Genomic DNA, 25,405 nt, shown 5'->3' with positions numbered 1-25,405 from the left:
AATGACAAAATTAAAAGTTATCATTAGCGGCGGAGGAACCGGGGGACATTTGTTTCCGGCTCTATCCATTGCCAACGAGATTAAAGCTCGTGTTCCAGAAGTTGATATTTTATTTGTTGGAGCTTTAGGAAGAATGGAAATGGAACGCGTCCCAATTGCTGGCTATCCAATATACGGACTCCCGGTAATCGGTATGCCCCGGAAGTTTTCTCTAAAGATGTTCAAGTTTTTGTGGTTGCTGAATAAGAGTATGTTCGAAGCACGTAAGATCGTTCGGAATTTTAAACCCGATATTGCCATTGGAGTGGGAGGATATGCAAGTGGACCGTTGCTAAAAGCGGCTAACCAGAAAGGTATTCCCACGGTCATTCAGGAACAGAACTCCTATGCTGGTGTAACCAATAAATTGTTGGCAAAGTCGGCTCGCAAAATTTGTGTGGCTTATCAGGGAATGGACAAATATTTCCCTCAAGATAAATTGGTCGTAACGGGAAATCCAATACGGCAGAATTTGTTGGAGAAAGTGGATAAGAAAAAGGCTCTGAAGTTGCTTGGTTTGAAAGAAGATATGCCGGTTGTTTTAATGTTGGGTGGTAGTTTGGGTGCCAAAACATTAAACGAAAGCATCCTTGACAATATGGATTTTGTTGATCACTCTGGTGTTCAGGTTATTTGGCAGTCGGGTAAAGTTTACCACAATGCTATTTTGGAACGATTAAACGGAAAACTTCGGGAAAATATACAGCTGCATCAATTTTTAGCTCATATGGATAAAGCTTTTGCTGTAGCTGATTTGGTTATTTCAAGAGCGGGAGCAGCGACTATTTCTGAAATATGTTTACTGGGCAAGCCTTCAATACTGGTGCCTTCTCCGAATGTGGCGGAAGATCATCAAACAAAAAATGCGATGGCACTGGTGGATAATAACGCGGCTGTGATGGTGAAGGATTCAGATGCGGTAAAGAATTTATTTCCAACAGCATTTGAGCTTATTAAGGATAAAGAGAAATTAGCAGAGTTATCGAAAAACAGCAAGCAAATGGCTCGGCCAAATGCAACAGCCGACATTGTGAATGTCATTTTAAATGAAGTGAAGGATTTATGATTGGATTAGCAAATATCACGCAGGTTTATTTTCTCGGAATCGGAGGAATCGGGATGAGTGCTTTGGCGCGCTACTTTAAGCATGCCGGGTACGAGGTATCCGGTTACGACCGAACGGAAACTGCCTTGACGCGTGAATTGCAATCAGAGGGAATTGATATTCATTTTGATGATCGGCCTGAGTGGTTGACAGCTTACTTGAAAAAGGGCAACTGTCTGGTGGTTTTTACTCCGGCAGTACCCAATGATTTAGGCGAACGAATCGTTGTGGAGTCGAATGGCTTCCCAATGAAAAAACGTTCGGAAGTATTGGGAATGATTTGCAACGAGTTGAGCTGTTGTGCAGTTGCCGGAACGCATGGAAAAACTTCCGTTTCAACCATGTTGGCTCACATACTTTATACTTCAACTTTAGGATGTACTGCTTTTCTGGGTGGGATATCGAAAAACTACCGGAGCAATTTATTACTGAGCTCGGATAGCGACTGGGTAGTTGCCGAAGCCGATGAATTTGACCGTTCTTTTTTACGGTTGTTCCCCAATCTGGCAGTAATTACATCGATGGATGCGGATCACCTGGACATCTATGGAAGTGAAGAGGCTATCGTTGATTCTTTTAACGCTTTTGCAAGTCAGGTGAAAAGCGAAGGAGCAGTTGTTATTAAAAAGGGATTGCCAATAGATAAAACAAGAAACCAGAATATAAAATATTACACCTATTCGTTGAATGAACAGGCTGATTTTTTTGCTGAAAACATACAGTTAGTTGATGAAGCTTACCAATTCGATTTGGTTCATCCGAAAGGTAAAATTGAAGGCATGCACCTAAATTATCCGGGATTAATGAATGTGGAGAATGCCATTGCTGCTTCGTCGTTGGCATTGCTCGCCGGAGCAAATTCCGAAGAATTGATGGTTGCTCTGGCTGCTTATCAAGGGGTGAAGCGACGGTTTGATATTCAATATCGAAGCGAGCAATTTGTGTTGATTGATGATTACGCACATCATCCCGAAGAATTGAGAGCTACCATCACTTCGGTGCGCGATATGTATGCAGGGCGTAAGGTGACGGGTGTTTTTCAACCCCATCTATATAGTCGAACAAATGATTTTGCTGATGGCTTTGCCAGAGAATTAGATCGTTTGGATAATGTCGTTTTACTGGATATTTACCCGGCACGAGAGAAACCGATGCCGGGAGTTACTTCAAGCCTCATTTTTGATCAAATTCAGAATAAAAATAAACAACTGGCTACGAAACAGTCGTTACCGGAATTGGCTGAGAAATTTGATCCGGGAGTGATTCTGATGATGGGAGCAGGTGATATTGACACTTTAGTTGAACCGGTTAAGAAAAAGCTAATGGAAATTGAACATGTTTAAGTCAATTGTAAAAATAGCATTTTTGGGTTTGTTGGTTGCCTTTGTGGTCGTCACCACGGCATTTTCAACCAGCAAGTTGGCGAAAGTTCATTGCGATGAGATTGTGGTAGTCATTGACAAAGATTCGCCTCGGTTTATTGACGAAAAGGAGATTGCAGATCTTGTAAAAAAAGCAGGAGGAAATTTGCTAAACACCCGCTTTGATAGTATTAATACGGAGAAGTTGGAGGCTGAACTTCGAAAAGTGACAGCCATAAAAAATATTGAAATTTATCGCAGGGTGACTGGCGATGACATGGATTTTAAAGGTCGCCTAATGGTTGAAGTTAAGCAACGTCAGCCTATTTTGCGTGTGATTAATGATACGGAAAACTTTTACCTGGATGACGAGGGAGTCCGGATTCCTGCCAACCAGGGAGTTGCTACTCAGGTGCTTTTGGTAAACGGTGATGTTAGTGAGCAATATGCCAGAGAAGAGCTGTTACCCATGGTAAAGTTTATTCGGAGCGACGAATTCTGGAACGCTCAGATTGAGCAATTGCAGGTCAGCAGACAGGGAGATGTGATTATGGCGCCTTTGGTTGGCGATCAAATTATTGAGTTGGGGAAAACGGTTGATTTTCAAATAAAATTTCGAAATCTGAGAGCTTTATACGATCAGGCATTTTCGAAAGTAGGATGGGAATACTATTCAAAAATAAACTTGAAATATACGAATCAGGTGGTGTGTACAAAAAAATGAAGCTTATGGGCAAAAGCGAAAAAATAGTAGCAGCAGTTGACGTCGGCACAACCAAAGTGGTTGTGGTAGCCGGTCGCAAGAATAGAGAAGGAACGATCGAAATCCTGGGATACGGAAGATCTTGTTCCATGGGCGTGAAGCGCGGCGTGGTGTTGAATATCGACGAAGCTTTTTCTTCCATTCACGAGGCTATTCGTCAGGCTGAAGATATGTTCGAAGGCGACATTGAGGAGGTGTATGTCAATATTGTCGGGCAACAACTAAAAACGTTTACCAAGCGTGGCGAACGATACATTAACGAAAGCCGGATTGTTTCTGAGGAAGACGTTGATGCCATGTTTCAACAGGTGAAAAATGTTGAAATACCTGAAGGGTATAAAATTTATCATACGTCGCCGCAGTTGTTTACAATCGATAATGAGGCAGGTATCCCAAATCCGGTTGGGATGACGGGTGAAAGAATGGAAGCGGATTTCAAACTTTTGGTTGCCCCCCAATTGTACGAGGATAACCTACAGCTTTGCTTCGAGCGAGCTGGAATCACAGTTCGAAAAACAGTGATCGATCCCTTGGCTTCATCCGAAATACTGCTTTCTGAAGATGAGAAGGAAGCCGGTGTCGTCATGCTCGACATTGGCGGAGGTACTACAAAAATGGCAATTTATCACGATGGCGTTTTGTGCTACTCATCGCTCATTCCGTTTGGAGGAAATGTGATTACACACGATATTAAAGAGGGATGCACCATTTTAGCCCGTCAGGCCGAATCGCTTAAAGTACAGTTTGGACAGGCAATGGGGGATTTTGCTCCTGAAGATAAAGTGGTTACCATACCCGGAATTTCCGGATGGGAACCTAAAGAAATTTCATTTAAAAACCTGGCTTTTATCATCCAGGCCCGGATGGAGGAAATTATAGAAGCTTTTTTCTTCCAAATTGAAAAGTCGGGCTATATGGATAAAGTGGGAGCAGGAATTGTACTAACTGGTGGTTGTGCTTTGATGCCTAACCTGAGCCAGTTGATCAAGTTTCAAACAGGTCTGGATGTTCGTAAGGGGATTCCACGGATGAAAGCTGGTGAGCAGTGGAAGGAATTGGAAGATCCTCGAAATGCAACTGTTCTTGGCTTGCTGCTCACTGCTCTGACCGAATCAGAAGATTCGGAGACGACCAGGAACTCTTTTAAAAATAAAAAGGGAAAGAAAACGCGCTCAACACAACCTGGCTTTTTATCAAAAATGAAAAATGAGGTAGCTCGCCAGGTTACGCTGTTCTTCGACGAAGATCAGGATACGGAAATGTTTTAGTAAACAATTAATCCTCGAATATGAATGAGGACATATTAAACTTCGGTTTTCAAGAAACAAAATCATCAATCATCAAGGTGATTGGAGTAGGCGGTGGTGGTTGCAATGCAGTTAACCACATGCTCGAAGAAGGTATAACAGGTGTTGATTTCATGATTTGCAATACCGATGCTCAGGCATTGAGGGGTAGTGCTGTGCCCGTAAAAATTCAATTGGGGGTAACCCTTACCGAAGGTCGCGGAGCAGGTAATTTACCAGCTCAGGGCGAGCAGGCTGCCATTGAAAACCTCGAAGATATTCGAACCGTGCTGGATGGAACCACCAAGATGCTGTTTATTACAGCAGGAATGGGTGGCGGAACAGGAACAGGTGCTGCTCCGGTTATTGCCGGATTAGCACGAGAGTTGGATATTTTGACCATTGCGATTGTCACCATTCCGTCGCCAGCCGAAGGGAAACGCCGGTTTCAACAAGCGCTGGAAGGTGTCGATAAGCTCAAGGAGCACGTAGATAGTTTACTCGTGATCAGTAATGAAAAACTGCACAAAATTTATGGCGATCTGCCTGCTTCACAAGCCTTCAAAAAGGCTGACAATATTTTGGGAACCGCGGTAAAAGGTGTTGCTGAAATTATTACCCTGCACGGAAATATCAATATTGACTACGCAGACGTTGAAACTGTGATGGCGAAGAGTGAGGTATTCATCATGGGAACTGGTGTTTCTGAAGGTGACGGCCGAGCAATGGATGCTGTGATCAAAGCATTGGAGTCGCCCTTGTTGGATAGCAACGACATCAAAGGCACAAAAGATATCCTGCTGAATATTACGTCGGGTGAAGAGGAAATCCGTATGGGCGAGATTGGGGATATCATTGAGTTTTTGCAGGAGAAAGCAGGTCAGGATGCCAATATTATTTGGGGTAACAGTTTGGATAAGCGACTTGGAACGAAAGTCAGCGTAACCTTGATTGCGACCCGGTTTGATAAAAACCCCAATAGCCTGCTTCAAAAGGAAGAGCCCAAAGAGGAAGTTATTCTTGAAGATCAACCAGTAGATATTAACCTGGAAGATGAGGAAGATGATTTTTCCAGGATTTTTGAAGATGAAATGAAAAAGCAACTACAGCAAGTGGCTAAGAAAACAAACCAGTCGCGTAATCCAAAAAAGCAAAAAAGGCGCGAGTTGGTCTCTGAAGAAGCTCGGGAAAATGGAAACACAGATAGCTGGTTTCAACGCCAGTTTAATCGTTTTTTCGACGATCAGGATGAAGAAATGGATAATTAATAAAAAGAGAAAAGAGTATGTCAAGTGATATGGTGAATTTCGATCAAGATAAATCTTCCGATGCAATTATTAAAGTGGTTGGAGTTGGAGGCGGTGGAGGAAACGCGGTCAACCACATGTATGAGCAAGGAATAAAAGATGTGGGGTTTATGCTCTGCAATACTGATGAGCAGGCTTTGAAAAACAGCCCGGTGCCTCTAAAAATACAACTCGGAGCTTCACTCACTGAAGGACGGGGAGCCGGAAATAAACCTCAGATTGGGCGTGAAGCAGCCATCGAAAATATTGAAGATGTCAAAAGAACATTGCAATCGAATACCAAGATGGTGTTTATTACTGCCGGAATGGGTGGCGGAACCGGAACGGGTGCTGCACCCGTGATTGCGGAAGCATGCCGCGAGCTTGATATTTTAACAGTCGGTATTGTTACGCTTCCGTTCCGTAATGAAGGTCGCCGACGCATTAAACAGGCCATTGATGGTATTGCAGAGATGGAAACTCACGTTGATTCGCTGTTGGTAATCAACAACGAACGAATCCGCGAAATGTATGGCGATTTTAAAATCTCGGAGGCATTTGCGAAGGCTGATAATGTGTTAACCACTGCAGCGAAAGGCATTGCCGAAATTATCACGGTTCCGGGGTATATTAATGTTGACTTTGCCGACGTGGAAACCGTTATGCGTAGCAGTGGCGTGGCCATTATGGGATCGGCAAAAGCTGAAGGTGAAAACCGCGCGCTCAAAGCGGTTGAAGAAGCCATGAATTCTCCCTTGCTAAATAATAACGATATTAATGGTGCACGAAATATATTGCTGAATATTACTTCCGGAAGTGAAGAAGTGACCATGGATGAGATTGGTGAGATTACGGACTATATTCAGGCTAAGGCGGGGCACGATGCCGATCTCATTTGGGGTAATGGTGTTGATGAGGCGCTGGGCAACGAAATTTCAGTAACTGTAATTGCAACAGGGTTTAGCGTAAGCAGCATACCGGAAATGATGGCTGCCCGAAAAGTGGAGAAAACCTACCATACACTGGTTGATGATCCTCAGCCAACCGCACCACCTCGACCGAAGCCGGAGGCGCGAGTTCCATTCACTGGTGATTCGAGTCGTTCTGTTACAAGTCAAAATCAACAATCGATTGAGTTTGAGGTAAACAAGCCGGGTGATGAATTTGATGAGTTGTACGGAAAATCAAGTTCATCGGCTGATCCGGAGAAAGAGTACTCGGTAAAACTGGATTATTCGATTTCGAGTGATGAGGAAGTTGATGAACTGGAAAATATTCCGGCTTACCGACGCAAAAAGGTTAACATTCAGAGTATGAAAAAGAAGTTTGAAGAAAAATTGTCGCGTTTTTCGTTATCACCCGATGATGATGACAACACAAAGTTGCGCGACAACAATTCCTATCTGCACGATAAAGTAGATTAGTGGCTCAGGGAGTTGAACGTAAGGTCACGGACCTATTTGATATTTTCGGTTTCGCTTCTATCACAAATTGTTAAAGACTCGAAACATGACACCAAATTATTTGTACTACTTAAAACCTGAAATTTAAAACTTGAAATTAATATCATGAGTTTATTCGATCAGATTAATGAAGATATAAAAGCGGCCATGAAGGCACGCGAAAAGGAAAAGCTAGAAGCACTACGAGCCATTAAAAAAGTGCTTTTGGAAGCCAAAACAGCAAAAGGAGCATCCGCCGATTTAGATGATCAGGAAGTCGTAAAGGCAATTCAGAAATTGGCCAAACAAGGTCGTGATTCAGCTACTATTTATAAAGAGCAAGGTCGTGACGACTTGTATCAGCAAGAGATGAAACAAGTGGAAGTGCTGGAAACATACTTGCCCGAGAAAATGAGCGATGAGATGCTCGAAGCGACCATTAAAACCATCATCGACTCGGTAGGAGCAACCAGCATGAAAGATATGGGAAAGGTAATGGGAATGGCGTCAAAGCAGTTGGCCGGACAGGCCGACGGAAAAGATATCGCTGATAAAGTGAAGGCTTTACTCAGTTAGTTCAAACAAACAATCAATCAATCAATCAATCAATCAATTCGAAATTATCAATCTTTTCGGATGGAAAGCGGATTTTAACAAATTCGCTTTTTTTTAAGAAAAAGCAGGTTTTTGAAGCCTGCTTTTTTGAATTCAGGTTAATGAACTTCAAGTAGTTTATTCAGAACGCTTTCCGAAGCCTTAAAAACAGTTCCATGCCGTGTTCCTTCAGGGAAACTGATCTGATCATTAATAACTCCCCAGTTTTTTAAATCGGTACTGCGCACAGCTCCCATGTAATGGCGGGTATATTCATCGTAGAAAAGCACCCAGCTGTCACCGATCCTGGTAACCGTAGGCCCCTCAACCCAGTCGGGGCTGATGGGGTCGCTAATTAACTGATAGCCTTCGGTTAGTTTGTCACTTTTTGCAATCCGGATATGTTTTTTTGCCGGTTTTTTTGTTTCGTCCTTGAGAAACATGTAATAAGCACCATCAATATTCTTAATAACAGCATCTATTACATTAAATCCTTCGTCATAAAGAAGTTTGGTGTCGCTGAAGTTGACAAAATCCTTGGTTGTTGTATAGTACATTCGGTGGTTGTATTTCGAATCACCCAATCCTTCGCCTTCTGCAAATCGTCCGGGAATGGTCGTTGCCCAATAGATCATGTATTGATCACTTTTTTCATCATAAATAAGTTCGGGAGCCCAGCAATTCAGCGCATCAGGCTCATCTTGCATTACCGGAATAAATTGTTGCTCCGACCAGTGAATTAAATCTTCGGACCAGGCATAGCCAATCCCCCGGTCGTTCCAACTCACGGTCCAAACCATATGAAATTTGCCGCCAGGCCCCTGAATAATGCACGGGTCGCGCATGAGTTTGTCTTCAGCAACAGTCGGTGTTAAAAATGATTTGTTATCGTTCAACGCGGTGTAATTGTACCCATCGTAACTGTATGCCAGATGAAGTCCATCTTGTCCATTGTCCTGAAAATAAGAAAAGAGATAGACTTCTTTTTCTGAAGTTTGACAGCCTGTAAACAGTATAACGATCAGTGAGGCGAGCAATAGTGGTTTCATTTTATCTATTTTAAGTGTAAAAATACGAAAACTTAGGCGGACTGGATTGCCATCGCCCAATGTTTGACACATTAGCCATTTGTTGCAAATTATCAATCTATTGTCAATAAAGTAGGAATTGCGTCCCGAAATTTCGAAGCCTGCCGGCACCTTGCCAATTATAGCCCATAACCCGATCAGCAGGGTGGTATTAATGAGAAGTGAGGACTCCATTTTTATTTCCGTTTATTTTTAATCAAGGTTTGAGTGCCCTCGTTTGATGATGCTCAATGGTTTGTTTGGGGGGCGTTAATTCATTTTGGCTGTATTGTATAAAGTAATCAACCTGCGCTTTGATGTCGTTTGAAATGTCGTTGAAATTGACGGCTGATGGTTCGCTGCTGATGTTGGCAGAGGTGGAAAGAAATGGCTTGCGGAAACGCCGGATCAACCTTTGTGTACAGTTTTCTTTGCTCATTCTGATTCCTATCCTGCCATCCACTACCATTCAGTGTATTTGTCTGGTTTTTAATACTACAGGTGCATTGAAGAGTGGTATCATGACGACTTATCACTATAATTCTTTATATTTACCGCAGGTTTTTTTTAGTTCACATTATGAGGCGTTTAGCAAAGATCGAGGAAGGGGATTTTTTTCAGAAACTGTTATTGGTGGTATTAATGCTTTTCATACAACAAGTATGCATGGGTACTAATCAATCAGCTAATGATTCAGTTTTTTTCAGGCAAATCGATTATGAAGACGGTTTGCCCGGCAATAATATGATATGCCAGATTCAAGACCATTCAGGTATCATGTGGATATCAGTTGAAGGTTCAGGTGTTTGCCGTTATGACGGACAAATATTTACGACTTTTAAAAATATTCCCGGTGATTCAACTTCAATTTCAAATAATTTTGTGAACTATATTGTCGAAAGCAAATCAAATAATTTGTGGTTTGCAACCGATAATGGTTTAAGCATGTTCGACAGGGAAACATTATCTTTTAAACAGTTTCATGTTCACCCCGGAGACAGAGCAAGCCTGCCACATAATAAATGCAATACCATTTTTATTGATTCAAAACAACGTATCTGGATTGGCACCGGAAATGGCCTCGCTTTCTTGAATGAAGATGAAGAAACATTTCAAAACTTTTTGAATGTTACCGGTGGCGATGCTCTCGAAGGCCAATTTTCGGTATATGAGATTATTGAATATCCCGAAGGCATTTTTTATCTGGGAACTAATCAGGGCATGTTTAAGTTTTCTGTTGAAGAGGGTATCTTGAACAGATGGGGGGAAAATAATAATCTGATCAACAAACTTGTACAGGCTTTCGAAATTGATTCGAAAGGGAGATTATGGATAGGAACGCATCGTGGACTTCAGCGCTTCGATTTAAAAAACCAGCGGTTCGACAATTGGCATTACAAAACGGCTGATTCATCAAAATACAGGGAAGAAGGTATTAACAGCATTCAATGTATTAACGATTCTTTGTTATGGGTTAGCACCTATACGAAAGGGATATTGGTTATTAACACCAATAATGAGAGCTATAAGTTTATCAAAGCAGAACCTGGAAAAATCGGGGCTCTTCAAAGCAATCACATTCAGTATGTTTTTAATGACCGTGATGGTGTTATTTGGGTAGGAACGAAGTTTAGCGGATTGTTCCAGATGAATGAAAGAATCAACTTATTTAGAAAGTGGCCGGAAAAATACAAGTTGCTTCAGAATATAAATTCAGTTTATATGTATTCGTTTCTGGACGATGGTGAAGTATGCTGGGTAGGGTCTAAATTAAACGGGTTGTTTAAATGCGACCTGAACAACGATACGATAATCAATTATACAACCAACCCTTCAAACAGCAGTTCGTTGCTATCCATGAGGGTGCAGGCATTATTTCGCGACAGAAATGGTGTGTTGTGGGTTGGTACCGATCGTGGGCTGCAATTCATCAACAAGACTGATAACTCTTTTCGTCGGATTAGTACATTGTCAATCAATACGATGTTTCAGGATGAAGAAGGTACAATCTGGGTTGGTACTGTTAAAGGGCTTTTTTATATCGATAATCAGTTAAATAAGCTGGTGCGTGGCCATGATCAGGGCGATTCTATTCTGTTTCAAAATGACCTGCTCGATATTTATTCTATTATTCAGGCATCCGATGGGCGAATGTGGGTTTCAACACGTAACAATGGCTTGTTTGTTTTCGACACCAAATCGGATTATTTCTGTCATTACACCGGAAATCAGCCATTGTATGCCAGTGTTAACAGCAGTATGGTACGATGCGTGTATGAAGATTCGAAAAAGAATATCTGGATAGGTACCAAGGTAGGCGGCTTAAATAAATACGACCCAAATACCGGCCGCTTTTCTTATTACGATGTTGCAAGCGGGTTGCCATCTCCGCTAATCATGAGCATCAGAGAAGACCGATCAAACAATCTATGGATCGGTACGCATAACGGCATATCAAAGTTTAATCCCGAAACCGAACACTTCGTGAACTTTAACAGCGAAGTGGGTTTAAAGAGCAATATTGTTGAACCGGGGGCTGTTTGTTTTTTCCCAACAGGAGAAATGTTGTTTGGAGGTAATGACGGATTCAATATTTTTTATCCGGACGAAATCAATCATGTGAATATCGCACCGAAGGTTATGATTTCAAATTTACTGATATACGGGAAAAGTACGCTGCAGGACGTACTTTACCAGGAAGAGCTGAAACTTTCGCACGATCAGAATTACATCAGCTTCGATTTTATCCAGCTGGATTACAAAAACCCTTACCGGCATAATTACTTTTATAAGCTTGAAGGTGCTGATCAGCAGTGGAATAATTCGGGGAACAGAAATTTTATTTCCTACAGTGGTCTCAAGCCAGGTGATTATACTTTTAAGGTTAAAACACTTAATGAATATGGGATATGGTCATCTGTAACACCGAAAATTCGTATCCTAATTCAACCACCTTTTTATCAAAAAAACTGGTTCCGCTTTTTGATGGGCATAGTTATTATCGGGTTGATTTTCTTTATCTATAAGTACCAGTCAACAAAAATAAAAAGGAGACAGGCTGAATTAAAGCGATTGGTGAGCGAGCGAACCCGCGACTTAAGAGATGCAGTTGAAGAATTGTCGAAAAAAAACCGGATAATTGGCGGACAGAAAAAGGAAATAGAGGTGCATCATGCCGAACTTGAAAATAATGTCCGTGAGCGGACGCGTGAATTGGAACTTGCTATGCGTAGGGCAGAAGAATCCGAAGAACTGAAATCGTCGTTTCTGGCAAACATGTCACACGAAATCAGAACCCCTTTAAATGCTATTTGTGGGTTTTCTTCACTTCTGGAAGAGGATGAGCTGGACCAGTTAACCAGAAGGCAGTATATTGATATGATCATTTCTAATTCAACCATGTTGCTTAAACTCATTGATGATATCCTTGATCTTTCGAAAATTGAAGCAAAACAGCTCACGGTAAAAAATGAGAGTTTTAGTGTTAATGAGCTGATGGCCGGTTTGTTCAGTACTTTTAAGAATGAGGTTGAGCAGCAGCACGGGATGGAGGTTAAGCTGGTCTTTTCAAATTTAAGTGAACATACTGATGAAGTGATTCTTTTTTCAGATCAGTACAGGATTAAACAGGTGTTAAGTAACCTGATAAGCAATGCAATCAAATTTTGCAGACAAGGAGAAATCTCGTTTGGCTTTGCAGACAATGACGATCATATCCTGTTCTTTGTGAGAGATACGGGTATTGGTATTCCTGAAGCGCACCAGTTGAAAATATTTAACCGCTTTATTAAAATAGAGGACAAAAAGGTGATGTACAGAGGAACAGGTTTGGGATTAAGTATTTCGCAAAGTATCGTTGAAATGTTTGGAGGTGAAATTTGGGTAAAATCGAAACTCGGCGAGGGCTCCGAATTTCTTTTCACAATATCGAAGGAATCTAAAAAAAATTAACCATTTTAATTCATCGTTGTCGCATTGCCGACGTTTTTTCAGAGAAATGCAAAACATATTATTTCCTGATAATCTTAATCTACCTTGAAATGCCCGGTTTAAGAATGCGGGAAGGGGTTATGTTAATCATTTCATATTGATGATATTCCATAATATTGGCAAGGGCTTGTCTTTCTAGTAATCAATGCTGGTGGGCTTTTCGCATAGTCAATCAGGTGGGGTGTTTCAGGCATTTCGTCAACATCTGATAACATCATGTTCGAGTTTTCGAACAGCACCGGCTAGTGACAGTACATTTTTTTTCGACTTGGTTTGCAAATCCGATCCAGCCACTAATAGCTTTCGACAGATTTCGAGGAGCAGAGATTTTCAAGATAGATATATTATTGCCAAATAACTTCATTCTTCCAATCATCGGGGAATCCCATTTCTTGACAATCAATCAATTTACAGGTTTTCAATCATTCGTGGCTGGTAGATTTTACCGGACATTTTTTTTGGAGTTGGGGAGTATGTGAGTAAAAAAAACTCCGCTGCTTCCAACGGAGTTTTTTTGTTGGGTGGATGATGGGATTTGAACCCACGACCTCCGGAACCACAATCCGGCGTTCTAACCAACTGAACTACAACCACCATGTTTGCTTTGATTGCCAAAGCGGGTGCAAATATAACATTTTTATTTTTTCTCAAATAAAAAATCGACAATTTTGAGTAATATTTTTCAAAACAATTTATGGCACTAACGGGCATTATATTGGCAGGAGGGAAAAGTTCGAGAATGGGACAGGATAAGGCCTTGATTGACTACCAGGGCAAAAAGTTAATTGAATATGCCATTGATTTGTTGAGACCACTTTGTTCACACATGCTCATTAGTGCCAATCAATCAGGCTATGATCAATTTGGATTGACAGTCGTGAATGATGTTTATCCGGATTGTGGGCCGATTGGAGGTTTGCACGCTGCTTTAAGTGGATCGAAAACTGATTGGAATATTGTCGTTAGCTGCGATACTCCAAACCTAAACAGCCTGCTATTTCAGTTTCTACTTGCCAAAAAGGAGGATGCACAGGCAATAATTCCTAAACACGATAAAGGTGTAGAACCCATGGCTGCGTTGTACAATAAAGAGCTCATCGGGTTTTTAGAAGAAAAGATCAAGCACGGAGATCTGAAATTGCAAAAGGTTATTCGGGAAATACCCGTTCGGTTTGTTGATGTTTCGTCTGTGCTTCAAAAGTTCCCCGATTTGTTCTTAAATCTAAACAGGCCTGAGGATTTGAATCAGAAATAATGCTTTTAAAAGTCCTATCTGCTTGCTTGGAATGGATATAAATTGAGCTGCCACTTTATTTATAGTAAATCTAAATAGGCGGCAATCTCTCTGCTTTCGTTTGGAATTCAGTAATTTGTGTGAGTTGTTTTTTCAAGTTTGAAATCAACATATCGAAGCTCGTCAATATATTGATATTTCTATATATTTCGATATAGAGAGTTTTGTATGTTTGTGGAAATAAAATTAAAAACACATGGCACAAAAACGTCGTGATTTTATAAAAATATCCTCTTTAAGTGCTGCCGGATTAATCTTCGGGGCTCAGCAATTAAGCTCGGCAACAAAGATAAATTCAAAAAGCAAGTTAGGTGATTTTGGCCCGCTGGATACTCTTCGGACACCAACCTATTGCGAAGTTTGTTTTTGGAAGTGCGCCGGATGGGTTTATAAAGACAAAGAAGGTAATATCAAAAAAGTAGTTGGTAATGATGACGATCCGAATTGCAATGGTCGCTTATGTCCTCGCGGGACCGGCGGTGTTGGAATGTATCATGATGAAGATCGTTTAAAGTCGCCATTAATCCGGGTTACGGGCAAAGATGGAAAGCAAACATTCCGGGAAGCCAGCTGGGACGAGGCTTTGGACCTGATTGCTAAAAAGCTAAAGGCTGTACAGTCGAAATATGGAGGTGAGAGTCTGGCTTTATTTAGTCACGGTTCCGGTGGTTCATTTTTAAAGCCAATACTAAAAGGGATGGGAAGCAATAACTTTCCGGCGCCGAGTTATGCACAATGTAAAGGGCCAAGAGAAGTGGCTTTCAGTACTACTTTTGGAGAGGCACTTCACTCGCCCGAACCAACTGACATTCGCGACACCCGTTGTTTGGTTCTGATTGGTTCACACATTGGTGAAAATATGCATAATGGGCAGGTTCAGGAAATGTCGGATGCTATCGATAAAGGAGCAGCAATCATTACCGTCGATCCACGGTTTTCAACAGCTGCCAGCAAATCGAAGTTTTGGTTACCGATAAAACCTTCAACCGATATCGCTTTGTTGTTAACCTGGATTCATGAGATTATTGAAAATGAATGGTACGACAAAAATTACGTTGAAAAGTACACTTATGGATTTGAGCAGTTAAAGGCTCATGTTAAAAATTATACGCCCGAATGGGCATACGGAATTACAACCATCAAGCCGCACGTAATTCGCGAAACTGCTCGGGAAATGGCCAATGCTTCGCCGGCAGTTATTATTCACCCCGGACGACATACAACCTGGTATGGTGATGATACCCAGAGACTCCGTGCAGTTGCCATTTTAAATGCGCTGCTTGGTTCATGGGGGCGCCGGGGTGGTTTCTATATTCCTGACTTTACTTCAGTTCCGTCATTTCCATCAGCACCTTTCCCAAAGGCGGAGTGGACCTGGCGCGACGCGATTGAAGAAGGTAAGTATCCGCTTTCCGGTAGCGATTTGTCGAACGGGGTTATTGAAGCATCGTTGCCAACTGCTCCAGAAGATAAGCGTGTTCGAGCATGGGTGGTAAATGGCACCAACCTGCCGATGACCATGCCAGATACAAAAACAACCGTTGAGGCGATGAAGGCGTTGGAGTTTCTGGTGGTTATTGACACCATGCCGATGGAAATTACCGGTTATGCTGATGTTGTGTTGCCGGAATGTACTTATTTGGAACGGTATGATGCGTTGAGGATTCTGCCGGGACGTTTCCCGACGATTGCTTTACGCATGCCGGCAACTGAGCCAAAGTACAATTCGAAACCGGATAGCTGGATTGCCAAAGAGCTTTCAAAAAAACTAGGTTTGGATCAGTATTTCCAGTGGGAAACAGCCGAGGAAATGCTGGACTGGCAGTTGAAGCAAGTTGGTTCTTCATTAGAGGAAATGAAACGCATTGGTGTAAAGCAACTACCTCGTGCGTTTGGCGAGCCTTATTTCAGCGAACATTCCGAACCGGAGTTTTTCACCAATACCGGAAAAATAGAGCTATACTCAACTTCGTTGGCTGCAGCTGGTTTCGATCCACTTCCAAAATATACGCCCCACATGGAGCCACCTGAGGGTTATTATCATTTGAATTATGGTCGTACCCCACAACATACGTTTAGTCGTACTGCCAATAATCCAAACTTGACGGATTTAAAAGATGAGAATGCCGTTTGGGTTAATCCGAAAGTAGCAAAACAATGGGGACTGACTAATGGACAACCCATTTATCTTGAAAATCAGGATGGAGTGGTTACTGATTTTCCGATCAAAATTCGAGTTACCGAGCGTATTCGCTTTGATTCGGTTTACATGGTACATGGTTTTGGTCATAACAATAAAAAATTAAGTCGGGCTTTTGGTAAGGGAGCAAGCGACTCGCAGTTGATTACCCGGGTGCTGGTTGATCCGGTAATGGGGGGAACCGGTATGCGCGGCAATTTTGTAACCTTCCGTTTTGAAAAAGAAAGTGAGGTGACATCATGAGATATGCGATGGCAGTTGATACAAAGAAGTGTGTAGGATGTGCCGATTGCGTGGTAGCCTGTCAAACGGAAAATAATGTTCCGATTGGTTATTGCCGCGATTGGATTGTGGAGGTGACAGATGGAACCTATCCGCAGTTGGAGATCGAAATCCGATCTGAGCGCTGCAATCACTGCGACAATTCGCCTTGTGTGCGTTGTTGCCCAACCGGAGCGAGTCATTATGTCGAAGGTGGAATCGTAAAGGTTACTCCGCACGAATGCATTGGATGTGGTGCCTGTATTACCAGTTGCCCCTACGATGCCCGATATGGACACCCCGATGGATATGTCGACAAATGTACGTTTTGTGATCACCGGATTCAGGATGGATTGCAACCTGCTTGTGTGTCGGTGTGTCCTACCAAGTGTATGTATTTTGGCGATCTGGATGACGCAAATAGTGAAGTCTCCAAAGTGCTGAAGAAAAGAAAGTTTAAAACCCTGATACCGCAGGCCGGAACCAAACCTCAGGTTTATTATTTGATTTAAAATTGTAAGAAGATGAGAGAAGAACTTATTACCAGCGGACGATTGAATCCGAACGTTGATCCATATTTGGAAATATGGCACTGGCAAATTCCGCTTTATCTTTTTCTGGGAGGATTAGCTGCAGGAATTCTGTTTTTTGCTTCCCTTTATGTTATTCTTGGTAAAGAAAACGAATATCGTGGAGCTGTTCGTCGTGCCCCCATTATTGTTCCGTTTATTTTAGCGATTGGACTGGGTGCATTGTTTCTCGATTTACGTCACAAACTGTTTTTCTGGCAACTATACACAACCATAAAATTAGAATCTCCGATGTCGTGGGGAGCATGGACGTTGATGGCTATTACTCCGATTTCAATTATTTGGGTCGCCATTCATATTCAGGAATACTTCCCCGGGTGGGAATGGAAAAATGTCATTCTGAGAGACCTGAATGCATTCTTTTTAAAGAATAAAGTTGGGCTGGCCTGGGTGACCATTGTTCTTTCCGTTATCCTTGGAATTTACACCGGTATTTTGTTTTCTGCGTTTAATGCCCGGCCACTCTGGAATACTTCTATTCTGGGGCCATTATTTCTGACCTCCGGTTTGTCGGCAGGTGCGGCTGCCATTATTTTGTTTGCCCAAAGCAAGAAAGAGAAAGTGGTTTTTGCCAAAATAGATATCATGCTTATCGTTATTGAATTGTTTCTGATCATCCATATGTTTATGGGATTCAGAGCTAGTACGCAGGTGCAGATTGACGCTGCAGATATGTTTTTGGGAGGAGCTTACACTGCACCGTTCTGGATTTTTGTGGTGGTATTGGGGATGATTGTTCCCGCAATTTTGGAGCTGATGGAGCTGCGTCACAAGAAAATTCCGGTTTATATTCCGGTAGTCCTGGTTTTATTCGGAAGTTTAATGCTTCGTTTTATTATTTCCTATGCCGGACAAATGAGCCGCTGGCTTTACTAGTATAACGTGGGGGCCATCCTGAACTGGTTTCAGGATCTCTTTGCAAACAGATTTTGAAACAAGTTCAGAAATGACAATTAAAGAAAAACTATAAAACGTATACAGATATGAAAGAAGCTAAAAAATACATGAATCCATACCTCGGTGGAGTTTTGCTGGGATTGGTTTTGATTGTTGCCTTTTGGGTGTCGGGGCGTGGTTTAGGCGCAAGTGGTGCACCAAAAGCTGCGTTGGTTGCAGGGATCAATGCTATTGCTCCTTCGCATACGGCCAATACAGCTTTTTACCAAGAGTACCTGGGCGGACATGCGCATCCGTTGAAGTCGTGGTTGGTGTTTGAGATGCTGGGTGTACTGGTTGGTGGGTTCCTCTCGGGAGCTGTGGCAGGCCGTTTGAAATTTAAAGTTGAAAAAGGCCCCAATGTAACCAGTAAAGTAAGGATCATTTTCGCCGTGTTTGGCGGAATTCTGTTTGGGTTTGGTTCGCAACTGGGGCGTGGTTGTACCAGTGGATCGGCGCTCACCGGAATGGCAGTGCTTTCGGCCGGAGGTTTTATTACCATGGCAGCGATTTTTGGAACCGCTTTTGGCATGGCCTATTTTGTTCGAAAACTTTGGCTTTAATTCAACCATTCATTCATTCAATTACGCAATAATTCAATCTATTATGGGACCATTAATTGTAAACGAAATAATATCATCCAATACCAATTTACTTATTGCCTTTTTTATTGGCATCGGCTTTGGCTTTGTGCTCGAAGCCAATGGATTTTCATCCAGCCGCCGCTTGGCCGGTATGTTTTATGGCTACGACACGACTGTGCTTAAAGTGTTTTTTACCGCTGCTATTACTGCCGGAATCGGCCTCTTGTTTTTAAGCCTTTTTGGATGGATCGATCTCAGCTTCATCTATATTAACCCAACATTTCTTTGGTCGGCTATTGGCGGAGGAGTAATTATGGGGGCCGGCTTTATTTTGGGTGGTTATTGCCCGGGAACTTCCTTCTGTGCGGCTGCCATTGGTAAACTTGATGCATTAGCTTTTATTGGAGGAATCCTGATTGGTATTGTCATTTTTATGGAAGGTTACCCACTGTGGGAAGGCTTCTTTAAAGCAAAATATATGGGAAGCCCGTTGCTAAGCGACTGGCTGAATATGTCACGCGGGCTCTTGGCATTTTTAATTGCTATTGTGGCAATTGGTATGTTTTGGGTGGGCGAATGGGCCGAGAAGAAATTTGCCCGTGATGATTACGAAATCAATCAGCACTAAGCTTCAATCATTCAATTGTTGAACGTCTAAAAAAAAACTTAAAAGATGAAACCAAGACTAATATTAGCAAGTGTTATTTTACCGTTGGGACTGATCATCGCGGCAGTTCCGCCCAATACCACCAAAGCCTATAAATTAACCGCCGAGCAACTTCTCAACGAAGTTCGGGAAAATTTACAATTTATTCATCCCGACCAGGTGGCCGATATGTTGATTCAGAAAGATCCTTCGTTACAGCTGATTGATGTAAGAAGTAAAGCTGAATTCGAGAAGTTTAGCCTGCCGGGAGCGATCAATGTTCCGTTGGAAAACTTGCTCTCCGAAGATTACGAATATGACATTAACCAGGATGTGAAGTTGAACGTGTTTTATTCCAACGGATCGACTGACGCCAACGAAGCCTGGATGATTACCCGCCAGTTGGGGTACAAAAATAACTATGTGCTGCAGGGAGGCTTAAACTACTGGGTTGAAACGATTATGAATCCTGAAAAACCCGCTTCAACCAGCCCGAATGAAGAGATCGCAAAATACGACTTTCGGAAAGCTGCAGGCTCTGCTCTTGGCGGAGGTGGTGGCGACATTGAACCAGCTGCCACCGAACTGGATGCACCGGCAGCAGCACCTCCGGTAATTAAAAATAAAAAGAAAAAGCGCGTGCAAGGCGGATGCTAACGCATGACTGGGAAGAAAACCAAAAATCAGAAAGACTGTCCGGAAAGGATGGTCTTTTTTTTGTGTTTGTTATTTCTGAGTGCCGCCGCGACAGACGCCCCGGCTTTTCTCCAGATAAGCAGTTTTTGATGTTGGGGATTGTCTTTATCCCCCAGGGGCAAGGCCCGATTCCCAAGGTACTTATTGTTTTCCCCAAGGGGCGAGACATGATCCCCTGTGTACGAAAGGCAAGTACTTGTAAGGTTTTTGGCGGCTTGGCGACCTGACCACGCTGGTCGGGCTTTTTTATCTTTCTCATGTTCAGATAGCTTTGAGTCAATCGTACAATAAGAGTGCAATTGCATTTCTCAAAAAGTAAAACAGCAGCGAATAGCGTATTTCCTAAAAATTAAGAACTTGATTTTTAACTGCTAAAAGGATATTGTTATCTTTGCCGAGCTTTTTAAAAGGAAATCAGGCAAATGGCACATAAATCAGGATTTGTAAACATCATTGGAAACCCGAATGTCGGGAAGTCAACCATCATGAATTCGTTGGTTGGCGAGCGGTTATCGATCATTACTAAAAAGATGCAAACGACTCGTCACCGAATAAAAGGGATTGTGAGTGGGGAGGATTTTCAAATTGTATATTCAGACACTCCAGGCATTTTGAAACCCAATTACAAGCTTCAGGAATCGATGATGAAGTTTGTAAACACGGCATTGTCTGACGCTGACGTGATCATATACGTGACAGATGTAGTTGAGAAACCAGATAAAAATGCGGAGTATCTGGAAAAAGTTCGCAAGTCGAACGCCCCGGTAATTGTTTTGGTCAACAAAATTGATTTGTCGAACCAAGGTGATGTAATGAAGTTGTATGAATACTGGAAAGATCTTTTGCCGGCTGCTGATGTGTTTGCTGTTTCGGCTACCGAGCGTTTCAACATCGGACCTATTTTTGACCGCATTATTGAGTTGCTGCCCGAAGCACCTCCGTATTTCCCAAAAGATGAGTTAACGGATCGGAATGATCGGTTTTTTGTCTCCGAAATTATTCGGGAGAAAATACTGTTGTACTATCAAAAGGAAGTTCCCTATTCGGTTGAAATTGAGGTGGAAGAGTTTAAGGAAGAAGAGGAATTACTGCGCTTGCGGTGTGTGATTAATGTTGCACGCGACAGCCAAAAAGGTATTCTTATTGGGCACAAGGGGGCTGCCTTGAAGAAAGTAGGTACGCAGGCTCGGAAAGACATGGAAGAGTTTTTCCAGAAAAAAGTATTTATGGAATTGTATGTTAAAGTAGCTAAAGACTGGCGGGATAAAGATCGTATGTTGGGTAACTTTGGATATGATTTTCAGTAAAGTAGAAAGAGTGAAGCTGAACGTGGAAACTCACCAGGGCAGGGAACTTGGAATTTGAAATTTATAAATGGAACAAAAGGAAGAATGAGCAATATAGTCGCTATAGTAGGAAGACCGAATGTCGGTAAATCAACCTTGTTTAATCGGTTGGTTGAAAGTAGAAAAGCCATTGTTGATGGAATTTCGGGTGTTACCCGCGACCGCAACTACGGTAAGGCAGTATGGAATGGTAAAGAGTTTTCGGTGATTGACACAGGCGGTTACGTAATTAACTCAGAAGATGTTTTTGAAGAAGAAATTCGCAAGCAAGTACACCTGGCAATCGATGAGGCTGATGTAATATTGTTTGCTGTTGATGTTGAAGGCGGAATTACCGATCTGGATCAGAATGTGGCTCATATATTGCGTCGTTCTAAAAAGCCGGTTTTCCTTGCTGTCAACAAAGTTGATAACCACGAACGTATTATCGATTCGCACGAATTTTACGGCCTGGGCTTGGGCGAACTGTATTGTATTTCGGCCATGACTGGTAGCGGAACCGGCGAGCTGTTGGATGCCGTGGTTAATAGCTTTGTCAAAAAAGAACCCTTGCCCGATGAGGAAGGCGTTCCGCGTTTTGCTGTTGTTGGCCGTCCTAATGTGGGAAAATCGTCATTCATTAATGCATTGACAGGCGTTGACCGGAATATTGTAACCGATGTTGCCGGAACAACACGAGATGCCATTAACACCCGCTACACAAAATATGGACACGATTTTTACCTGGTAGATACTGCTGGGCTTCGAAAGAAAGCCAAAGTTCACGAGGATTTGGAGTTTTATTCGGTGCTTCGGTCGGTTCGTTCTATCGAAGATTCAGATGTTTGTATGTTGTTAATTGATGCCACCCGCGGCGTGGAAGGTCAGGATTTAAGCATTTTCAACCTGATGATTAAAAACCGAAAAGGAGTAGTCATCTTGGTAAACAAATGGGATTTGGTTGAAAAGGACAATGCTTCGGTGAAAAAGTTTACCGAGCAAATCCACGAACGCATTGCCCCATTTGTCGATGTGCCAATCGTTTTTATGTCGGCGTTAACCAAACAGCGTATTTTTAAAGCACTGGAATTGGCGATTGAAGTGTATGAGAATCGCCAACAAAAGCTCAAAACTTCGAAACTGAATGAAATCCTTTTAGAAGCTGTTGAGAAATACCCACCTCCATCAGTTAAAGGGAAGTACATTAAAATTAAGTATGTAACTCAGCTGCCGAGTCCAACGCCTTCGTTTGCCTTGTTCGCCAACTTGCCACAATACATTAAAGATCCGTATCGCCGGTATATTGAAAATAAGATTCGCGATAGCTTTAACTTTAGTGGTGTGCCTCTGCAAATCTTTTTCAGGAAGAAATAGAGTCTGTAAACCGAACGCTTCATTTTACATTAAGGCATCATTAACAGATTGTCAAAAGATATGCTGTAGAGCATCGTTCAAGATTTAAAGTCTATTTTTGCGCGCTGACAAAGTATACGCATATGAAGTTGAAGTATGATTTTAAGTTTATTGACAAGAAGCAGGGAACTGTTAAAGACGATATTCTCTCAGGATTAACCGTTTCATTGGCCTTGGTGCCAGAGGCCGTAGCATTTGCCTTTGTGGCAGGAGTTTCGCCGGTTATTGGTTTGTATGGAGCTTTTATGATGGGGCTGGTAACTTCCATATTAGGAGGTCGTCCGGGAATGATTTCCGGAGCAACAGGTGCAATGGCCGTTGTAATGGTCAGTCTGGTGAAAGAAGGAACTGCCATGGGAGGAGCCGGTGAGATGATGGGCTTACAGTATTTGTTCGCCACCCTTGTTTTAGTCGGGATAATACAAATGACGGTCGGATTTTTGCGACTGGGTAAGTTTATTCGATTGGTGCCTCATTCTGTAATGATGGGCTTTGTAAACGGATTGGCTATTGTTATTTTTCTTTCTCAACTCAGTATGTTTAAAGTAGGCGGAGAATGGATGAGTGGCGAACCACTTTTTACGATGCTCGGTTTGGTGGGGGGTACCATGCTTATTATGACTTTTCTACCTAAAATTAGCAAAGCGATACCTGCGGCACTAGTTGGTATTCTGGTGATTTCGGCAATTGTAATATTTGGAGGAATTGAAACGGAAACCGTGAAAAGCTTTATTCAGGCTCGAGGTGGAACAGGTATAAAGGCGGGGTTGCCAAGCTTCAATATTCCAATGATCCCTCTGAATTTTGAAACCTTGAAATTTATTTTCCCATATGCGATAATTTTGGCTGCTGTTGGCTTGATTGAATCGCTGATGACCTTGAGCTTGGTTGATGAGCTGACCGAAACACGGGGGAGCGGAAACCGGGAGTGTGCCGCACAGGGTGCTGCCAATTTGGTTAATGGTTTCTTTGGTGGTATGGGGGGATGTGCCATGATTGGTCAAAGTATTATCAATATAAAATCAGGTGGAAGAAACCGATTATCCGGTATTGTGGCAGCCTTGTCATTGCTGGCGTTTATTCTGTTTGCTTCTGATTATATTGAAATGGTGCCAATTGCCGCTTTGGTTGGGGTGATGTTTATGGTGGTAATCGGAACATTTGCCTGGAGTACGTTCAACGTCATTAATAAAATTCCGGTGGCAGACTTGATTGTTATTGGTTTAGTAACAGCCTTGACCGTTATTTTCGATTTAGCCATTGCGGTATTGGCAGGTGTTATTGTTTCGGCTTTGGTATTTGCCTGGGAGAATGCTGTTCGAATTCGTGCGAATACAAAAGTAGATGATCACGGAATCAAACATTACCAGATTGTTGGTCCTCTTTTCTTTGGGTCAACCACCTTTTTCAACGGCAGATTTGATGTGCAAAATGATCCTCAAGAAGTAGTTATTGACTTTAGAGAATCCCGAATTATGGATCAATCGGCTATTGAAGCAATCAACAAGCTGGATGAACGGTATCAGAAAGAAGGAAAAACCATTCACTTACGCCACTTGAGCAAAGACTGTATCAAGTTGATTAAAAGAGCCGAAAAGATTTGCGATGTGAATATTGTTGAAGATCCGAACTATCGCGTAGCGATTGATAACTATCGAAAACATTTAGAAACAACTTCATAAACAAAATAACAGAAAACAAAAAAGCCGGTAACCCGGCTTTTTTGTTTTCTGTATTGGTTAGTCTTGCAAAAATTGATTCAGGAAACCACCGGATTCTTTCCGTTGGTTTCCACCTCTCGGTGAGAGTTGAGCAATCAGTTTTCGGATTGGCATGGATTGCAACCAAACTTTCCCGGTTCCGCGGAGGGAGGCCAGGAATATTCCTTCACCACCAAATACCATGGAACGCAAACCACCCGATTGTTCTACACTAAAATCAACAGTAGGTTCGTAAGCCACAATGCAGCCGGTGTCAACGCGTAAAACTTCGTTATTCAACTGGCGCTCGATGACTGTTCCGCCGGCATGAACGAATGCGTTTCCATCACCAATAAGTTCTTGCATAATAAAACCTTCGCCGCCAAAAAAACCGGCTCCCAGTCGTTTGTTAAACGTGATCGAGATTTTGGTCCCCAATGCTGCACAAAGGAATGCATCTTTTTGAACAATGATTCGGCCACCGATGGACGCTAAATTAAGCGGAATGATTGTACCGGGATAAGGGGCAGAGAATGCAACATGCTTTTTACCCCAGCCTTGATTAGCAAAGTGTGTCAGGAAAAGCGATTCGCCAGTAATAATGCGGGACCCGGCCGATAAAATTTTGTCGAAAAAGCCTGCTCTCGGATTGGAACCATCGCCTAACTTAGCTTCAAAGCTAATTCCGTCTTCCATGTAAATCATGGCACCGGCTTCCGCAATGACAGTTTCTCCCGGGTCAAGCTCCACTTCCACCAATTGGACATCGTGCCCGATAATTTTGTAATCAATTTCGTGTGACTGCATATCTGTTCATTTTTGAATTT

21 protein-coding genes and 1 tRNA gene are annotated in these 25,405 nt (G+C 42.4%); 18 read left to right on the top strand and 4 right to left on the bottom strand.

The window, feature by feature from the left end; translation table 11 throughout:
• Position 1 precedes the first annotated feature (1 nt).
• The 7 genes from murG (at position 2) to GR929_RS17790 (ending at position 7,858) form a co-directional block, all read left to right on the top strand.
• Complete coding sequence (gene murG / locus GR929_RS17820) at positions 2 to 1,105, top strand: undecaprenyldiphospho-muramoylpentapeptide beta-N-acetylglucosaminyltransferase (RefSeq protein WP_159522345.1); 1,104 nt, start codon at positions 2 to 4, stop codon at positions 1,103 to 1,105.
• On the top strand, positions 1,102 to 2,487 hold the full coding sequence (murC, locus tag GR929_RS17815) for a UDP-N-acetylmuramate--L-alanine ligase (RefSeq protein ID WP_159522343.1): 1,386 nt from the start codon (positions 1,102 to 1,104) through the stop codon (positions 2,485 to 2,487). The genes murG and murC overlap by 4 nt, the downstream gene beginning before the upstream one ends.
• Positions 2,480 to 3,229 (top strand): cell division protein FtsQ/DivIB, encoded by a 750-nt coding sequence (locus GR929_RS17810; RefSeq protein ID WP_159522341.1) that lies wholly within the window; start codon positions 2,480 to 2,482, stop codon positions 3,227 to 3,229. Before murC ends, GR929_RS17810 begins: the two co-directional genes overlap by 8 nt.
• 5 nt (positions 3,230 to 3,234) lie before the next feature.
• On the top strand, positions 3,235 to 4,536 hold the full coding sequence (ftsA, locus tag GR929_RS17805; RefSeq protein ID WP_159522339.1) for a cell division protein FtsA: 1,302 nt from the start codon (positions 3,235 to 3,237) through the stop codon (positions 4,534 to 4,536).
• Between the two features lie 20 nt (positions 4,537 to 4,556).
• Positions 4,557 to 5,822: a cell division protein FtsZ gene (gene ftsZ / locus GR929_RS17800; protein ID WP_159522337.1), complete on the top strand. Its 1,266-nt coding sequence runs from the start codon at positions 4,557 to 4,559 to the stop codon at positions 5,820 to 5,822.
• Positions 5,823 to 5,839: 17 nt separating this feature from the next.
• The gene (ftsZ, locus tag GR929_RS17795; protein WP_159522335.1) at positions 5,840 to 7,264 is read left to right on the top strand and encodes a cell division protein FtsZ; all 1,425 of its coding nucleotides are present in this window, start codon (positions 5,840 to 5,842) and stop codon (positions 7,262 to 7,264) included.
• A gap of 144 nt (positions 7,265 to 7,408) precedes the next feature.
• Positions 7,409 to 7,858, top strand: coding sequence for a GatB/YqeY domain-containing protein (locus GR929_RS17790; protein ID WP_159522333.1), 450 nt, complete (start codon positions 7,409 to 7,411; stop codon positions 7,856 to 7,858).
• Positions 7,859 to 7,995: 137 nt separating this feature from the next.
• Here the strand turns inward: GR929_RS17790 and GR929_RS17785 are convergent, their stop codons facing one another.
• Together GR929_RS17785 and GR929_RS17780 are read right to left on the bottom strand one after the other, a co-directional pair.
• On the bottom strand, positions 7,996 to 9,138 hold the full coding sequence (locus GR929_RS17785; protein WP_235934457.1) for a glycoside hydrolase family 43 protein: 1,143 nt from the start codon (positions 9,136 to 9,138) through the stop codon (positions 7,996 to 7,998).
• 22 nt (positions 9,139 to 9,160) lie between these two features.
• The gene (locus tag GR929_RS17780; protein WP_262886058.1) at positions 9,161 to 9,412 is read right to left on the bottom strand and encodes an L-threonylcarbamoyladenylate synthase; all 252 of its coding nucleotides are present in this window, start codon (positions 9,410 to 9,412) and stop codon (positions 9,161 to 9,163) included.
• 197 nt (positions 9,413 to 9,609) lie between these two features.
• Here GR929_RS17780 and GR929_RS17775 point away from each other — a divergent pair, with 197 nt between their 5' ends.
• A complete protein-coding gene (locus GR929_RS17775) occupies positions 9,610 to 12,894 on the top strand; it encodes a hybrid sensor histidine kinase/response regulator (RefSeq protein WP_159522329.1) in 3,285 nt (1,094 codons plus the stop codon).
• A gap of 559 nt (positions 12,895 to 13,453) precedes the next feature.
• Here GR929_RS17775 and GR929_RS17770 read toward each other — a convergent pair.
• Positions 13,454 to 13,527, bottom strand: a tRNA-His gene (locus GR929_RS17770).
• Positions 13,528 to 13,627: 100 nt separating this feature from the next.
• On the opposite strand from GR929_RS17770, the gene mobA reads away from it, so the two are divergent.
• The 10 genes from mobA to GR929_RS17720 all read left to right on the top strand — a co-directional run bounded on the left by mobA (position 13,628) and on the right by GR929_RS17720 (position 24,560).
• The gene (gene mobA / locus GR929_RS17765; protein WP_159522327.1) at positions 13,628 to 14,188 is read left to right on the top strand and encodes a molybdenum cofactor guanylyltransferase; all 561 of its coding nucleotides are present in this window, start codon (positions 13,628 to 13,630) and stop codon (positions 14,186 to 14,188) included.
• Positions 14,189 to 14,423: 235 nt separating this feature from the next.
• Positions 14,424 to 16,670 carry a molybdopterin-containing oxidoreductase family protein gene (locus GR929_RS17760; protein WP_159522325.1) on the top strand — a complete coding sequence of 749 codons (2,247 nt, stop codon included), beginning with the start codon at positions 14,424 to 14,426 and terminating at the stop codon, positions 16,668 to 16,670.
• 8 nt (positions 16,671 to 16,678) lie between these two features.
• A complete protein-coding gene (locus GR929_RS17755; protein ID WP_201301055.1) occupies positions 16,679 to 17,200 on the top strand; it encodes a 4Fe-4S dicluster domain-containing protein in 522 nt (173 codons plus the stop codon).
• Positions 17,201 to 17,212: 12 nt separating this feature from the next.
• Positions 17,213 to 18,154: an NrfD/PsrC family molybdoenzyme membrane anchor subunit gene (gene nrfD, locus GR929_RS17750; RefSeq protein WP_159522321.1), complete on the top strand. Its 942-nt coding sequence runs from the start codon at positions 17,213 to 17,215 to the stop codon at positions 18,152 to 18,154.
• A gap of 107 nt (positions 18,155 to 18,261) precedes the next feature.
• Entirely contained in the window at positions 18,262 to 18,777 is a 516-nt protein-coding gene (locus GR929_RS17745) for a YeeE/YedE thiosulfate transporter family protein (RefSeq protein ID WP_159522319.1), read from the top strand.
• 43 nt (positions 18,778 to 18,820) lie between these two features.
• Positions 18,821 to 19,426, top strand: coding sequence for a YeeE/YedE thiosulfate transporter family protein (locus tag GR929_RS17740; RefSeq protein ID WP_159522317.1), 606 nt, complete (start codon positions 18,821 to 18,823; stop codon positions 19,424 to 19,426).
• Positions 19,427 to 19,471: 45 nt separating this feature from the next.
• Entirely contained in the window at positions 19,472 to 20,101 is a 630-nt protein-coding gene (locus tag GR929_RS17735) for a rhodanese-like domain-containing protein (protein ID WP_159522315.1), read from the top strand.
• Positions 20,102 to 20,562: 461 nt separating this feature from the next.
• Positions 20,563 to 21,447 carry a GTPase Era gene (era, locus tag GR929_RS17730; RefSeq protein WP_159522313.1) on the top strand — a complete coding sequence of 295 codons (885 nt, stop codon included), beginning with the start codon at positions 20,563 to 20,565 and terminating at the stop codon, positions 21,445 to 21,447.
• A gap of 84 nt (positions 21,448 to 21,531) precedes the next feature.
• Positions 21,532 to 22,839: a ribosome biogenesis GTPase Der gene (gene der, locus GR929_RS17725; RefSeq protein WP_159522311.1), complete on the top strand. Its 1,308-nt coding sequence runs from the start codon at positions 21,532 to 21,534 to the stop codon at positions 22,837 to 22,839.
• 122 nt (positions 22,840 to 22,961) lie between these two features.
• On the top strand, positions 22,962 to 24,560 hold the full coding sequence (locus GR929_RS17720) for a SulP family inorganic anion transporter (RefSeq protein WP_159522309.1): 1,599 nt from the start codon (positions 22,962 to 22,964) through the stop codon (positions 24,558 to 24,560).
• A gap of 57 nt (positions 24,561 to 24,617) precedes the next feature.
• On the opposite strand, the gene GR929_RS17715 is transcribed toward GR929_RS17720, so the two are convergent.
• Positions 24,618 to 25,385 (bottom strand): TIGR00266 family protein, encoded by a 768-nt coding sequence (locus GR929_RS17715; protein WP_159522307.1) that lies wholly within the window; start codon positions 25,383 to 25,385, stop codon positions 24,618 to 24,620.
• Positions 25,386 to 25,405 lie beyond the last annotated feature (20 nt).

It is taken from the genome of Sunxiuqinia indica (assembly GCF_009847015.1).
Lineage (GTDB): Bacteria > Bacteroidota > Bacteroidia > Bacteroidales > Prolixibacteraceae > Sunxiuqinia > Sunxiuqinia indica.
Note: the sequence above shows the minus strand (reverse complement) of the source record. Positions and strands in the feature narration are given on the sequence as shown.

What these genes read in the sequence shown, in the direction of transcription:
- murG (WP_159522345.1), top strand. Translation starts at nt 2, where the DNA reads ATGACAAAATTAAAAGTTATCATTAGCGGCGGAGGAACCGGGGGACAT.
- murC (WP_159522343.1), top strand. Translation starts at nt 1,102, where the DNA reads ATGATTGGATTAGCAAATATCACGCAGGTTTATTTTCTCGGAATCGGA.
- GR929_RS17810 (WP_159522341.1), top strand. Translation starts at nt 2,480, where the DNA reads ATGTTTAAGTCAATTGTAAAAATAGCATTTTTGGGTTTGTTGGTTGCC.
- ftsA (WP_159522339.1), top strand. Translation starts at nt 3,235, where the DNA reads ATGGGCAAAAGCGAAAAAATAGTAGCAGCAGTTGACGTCGGCACAACC.
- ftsZ (WP_159522337.1), top strand. Translation starts at nt 4,557, where the DNA reads ATGAATGAGGACATATTAAACTTCGGTTTTCAAGAAACAAAATCATCA.
- ftsZ (WP_159522335.1), top strand. Translation starts at nt 5,840, where the DNA reads ATGTCAAGTGATATGGTGAATTTCGATCAAGATAAATCTTCCGATGCA.
- GR929_RS17790 (WP_159522333.1), top strand. Translation starts at nt 7,409, where the DNA reads ATGAGTTTATTCGATCAGATTAATGAAGATATAAAAGCGGCCATGAAG.
- GR929_RS17785 (WP_235934457.1), bottom strand. Translation starts at nt 9,138, where the DNA reads ATGGAGTCCTCACTTCTCATTAATACCACCCTGCTGATCGGGTTATGG.
- GR929_RS17780 (WP_262886058.1), bottom strand. Translation starts at nt 9,412, where the DNA reads ATGGTAGTGGATGGCAGGATAGGAATCAGAATGAGCAAAGAAAACTGT.
- GR929_RS17775 (WP_159522329.1), top strand. Translation starts at nt 9,610, where the DNA reads ATGGGTACTAATCAATCAGCTAATGATTCAGTTTTTTTCAGGCAAATC.
- mobA (WP_159522327.1), top strand. Translation starts at nt 13,628, where the DNA reads ATGGCACTAACGGGCATTATATTGGCAGGAGGGAAAAGTTCGAGAATG.
- GR929_RS17760 (WP_159522325.1), top strand. Translation starts at nt 14,424, where the DNA reads ATGGCACAAAAACGTCGTGATTTTATAAAAATATCCTCTTTAAGTGCT.
- GR929_RS17755 (WP_201301055.1), top strand. Translation starts at nt 16,679, where the DNA reads ATGGCAGTTGATACAAAGAAGTGTGTAGGATGTGCCGATTGCGTGGTA.
- nrfD (WP_159522321.1), top strand. Translation starts at nt 17,213, where the DNA reads ATGAGAGAAGAACTTATTACCAGCGGACGATTGAATCCGAACGTTGAT.
- GR929_RS17745 (WP_159522319.1), top strand. Translation starts at nt 18,262, where the DNA reads ATGAAAGAAGCTAAAAAATACATGAATCCATACCTCGGTGGAGTTTTG.
- GR929_RS17740 (WP_159522317.1), top strand. Translation starts at nt 18,821, where the DNA reads ATGGGACCATTAATTGTAAACGAAATAATATCATCCAATACCAATTTA.
- GR929_RS17735 (WP_159522315.1), top strand. Translation starts at nt 19,472, where the DNA reads ATGAAACCAAGACTAATATTAGCAAGTGTTATTTTACCGTTGGGACTG.
- era (WP_159522313.1), top strand. Translation starts at nt 20,563, where the DNA reads ATGGCACATAAATCAGGATTTGTAAACATCATTGGAAACCCGAATGTC.
- der (WP_159522311.1), top strand. Translation starts at nt 21,532, where the DNA reads ATGAGCAATATAGTCGCTATAGTAGGAAGACCGAATGTCGGTAAATCA.
- GR929_RS17720 (WP_159522309.1), top strand. Translation starts at nt 22,962, where the DNA reads ATGAAGTTGAAGTATGATTTTAAGTTTATTGACAAGAAGCAGGGAACT.
- GR929_RS17715 (WP_159522307.1), bottom strand. Translation starts at nt 25,385, where the DNA reads ATGCAGTCACACGAAATTGATTACAAAATTATCGGGCACGATGTCCAA.